The sequence below is a fragment of the Erwinia sp. ErVv1 genome (assembly GCF_900068895.1).
Lineage (GTDB): Bacteria > Pseudomonadota > Gammaproteobacteria > Enterobacterales > Enterobacteriaceae > Erwinia.
On the sequence record NZ_CDPK01000005.1, the window covers coordinates 116,422 to 118,607 of the forward strand.

At 48.1% G+C, this 2,186-nt stretch carries 2 protein-coding genes and 2 pseudogenes (1 of these 4 running past the window's edge); all 4 read right to left on the bottom strand.

What is annotated here, in order from left to right:
• A pseudogene (locus A1830_RS23310) lies at positions 1 to 685 on the bottom strand (type IV secretion protein Rhs); its annotated part reaches 276 nt to the left of the window's first position; the annotation flags it as partial.
• A 19-nt stretch (positions 686 to 704) separates the two neighbouring features.
• Positions 705 to 863, bottom strand: a pseudogene (locus A1830_RS21355) (helix-turn-helix domain-containing protein); the annotation flags it as partial.
• Positions 841 to 1,293, bottom strand: coding sequence for a hypothetical protein (locus A1830_RS09255; RefSeq protein ID WP_067704998.1), 453 nt, complete (start codon positions 1,291 to 1,293; stop codon positions 841 to 843). The pseudogene A1830_RS21355 and the gene A1830_RS09255, both read right to left, overlap by 23 nt.
• The coding region (locus A1830_RS23780; protein ID WP_304439240.1) for an RHS repeat-associated core domain-containing protein at positions 1,290 to 2,186 on the bottom strand (897 nt) is incomplete at its 5' end. The genes A1830_RS09255 and A1830_RS23780, both read right to left, overlap by 4 nt.

Sequence of the window (2,186 nt, forward strand, 5' to 3'; positions counted from 1 at the left end):
CTGTCATACTGGCGGGTCTGTTCACGGGTTCCCTGAGTGCGGGACACCTCCCGGTGCAGGCGGTCGCGGGTAAATTCGCTGACCGTCTGCTGATTAAAGCGGATGGCACTGACGTGACCGGAACCGTAGTGCAGCCAGCTTATCTGCTGCCCGCCGGGCAGGATCAGCGCGGTAAAATTACCCAGAACGTCATACGCAGAATGCAGCTCACCGTTCACCCCCTGCTCACTGAGCAGGTTTCCTGTCGCGTCAAAGGTAAACTGAATATCATCCGCTTCAATTCCTTTTTCCACGCTATCAGCGGTCGGCGTGCGCGTCAGGCCGGTAAGCTGCCCGCTGTTGTTACGCTGGTAATGGTACTGAGCATCGCGGGTTTTTCGTGTGGTCAGCAGGCCACTGTTGTCATAGCTGAACGTCTGCATGCGGCGGGGGATGCCGCCATCGTTGTCCGGTCTGCCGCTTTCCATAAGAGTGGTAAGCAGTCCCGGTCGTTCCATTCCATCTGCCGGGTTGTGTGGTCCGAGCGGACTTCACTCAACGGGTGGCCTGTCGGGTCATACTTAAACCGGTACTCACCGCCGTTGCCGTTTTCCAGACGCAGCAAATTGCCTCTCGGGTCATAGTGCCAGCGTCGGCTGACGCCGTTGCTGCCGGTCTGACTGAGCGGCTGGCCCAGGCGGTTATACTGTAAGTATCCCACCTTAATCGGCCAATTCGCGGTAATGATAAAATGTATCACGTGAAACGCCCATGATTTTACAGGTTTTCGATACATTGCTGGATTCTTCAGCCAGATTAAGCAAACCAGCTTTATATTGACTGAAATCGCCGCTGTGGGGATTATTTATAAATAAAAAATTCACAGGTTATTTCATTGAAATCATAATCTATTTGAATGTAAAATGAAAAGTCTTCTGCTATTAGTCTTATTTCATCTGACTCCATTTTTTCAAAATCATAATGAGAGTTAATATATATTATACCATCAATTTTGTAAGCTCCAAGAAATTTCCATTCTTCATCTAATAGCATGTAACATTTTTTTTTGGTTGTTTTTTCTCCCGCTGAATTAATTAGAGTGTACATATTTTTCAGTTCTATTTTTTTTCTTGATATTTCTTCTTTTTCATTTAGTTTTTTTATTATTAAGTCAGTATCTTCAAGACTCATGAAGTTTGAGGTGTTTACGGGGTTAAGTGTTAAAGACTCAATTTTTTTATAATACTTATCCTTGAGTAAATTGCCTTGTGCTTTTCTATATAAAAAATCTTTTTTTTGTTTTAGTTCATTCATTTACATGTACCTTTTGCATAATAAGCTTTACCCTTTCCGTTACGGAGTTGTGGGCGACCATATTTATTAATTCGCGGGTTGCCAGCATCATCAGTTTTTACTGCTCCCGCTTCCCAGTGCGGTTTATCAGGGTGGCTGATGTCCATCGTTTGCTCCTGGACTGATGTCATTCCTGTGCCTCCCCCCGGTTTTTGAGCTTCATAGGAATACTCTCGGCCAGAGTTATTTATTGACTGGCTAAGGGGCTGCTGGCTAGTTGGAATACCACTCTGCCTCATTGCTTCTCTTCGCGCAGCTCTTGAAGTAGAGAAAGGATTGTTTTCACTACCAATATTCTCATTATTAAGCCCCCACGGATCAATCCACCCCAGCGGATTCGGTGCAAACTGATAAAGATTCCAGCCGCCTTTAAGCCCTATCGGATCCTGCACGGTAAATCGTCCGACATGCGGATCGTAATACCGGAACAGATTATAGTGCAGTCCGGTTTCGCTGTCAGCGTACTGCCCGGCATAGCGCAGTGGCTGATGGTGAAGGGCTGCCTGCCGTGCAAGGCGGTGAAAACCTTCCGTCTGCCGGGCGACGTCACCGAAGCTACCGTAGTGCCCACTCCAGCGCAGTTCGCCGCTTTCATCGGTAATTTCCANCTGCGGATCGTAATACCGGAACAGATTATAGTGCAGTCCGGTCTCGTTGTCAGCGTACTGCCCGGCATAGCGCAGTGGCTGATGGTGTAGGGCAGTTTGCTGCGCGATTTTGTGAAAACCTTCCGTCTGCCGGGCGACGTCACCGAAGCTACCGTAGTGCCCACTCCAGCGCAGTTCGCCGCTTTCATCGGTAATTTCCAGCGGTGCACCGTTCAGATCGGTACTGAACCAGAGAATCTCTCCGCG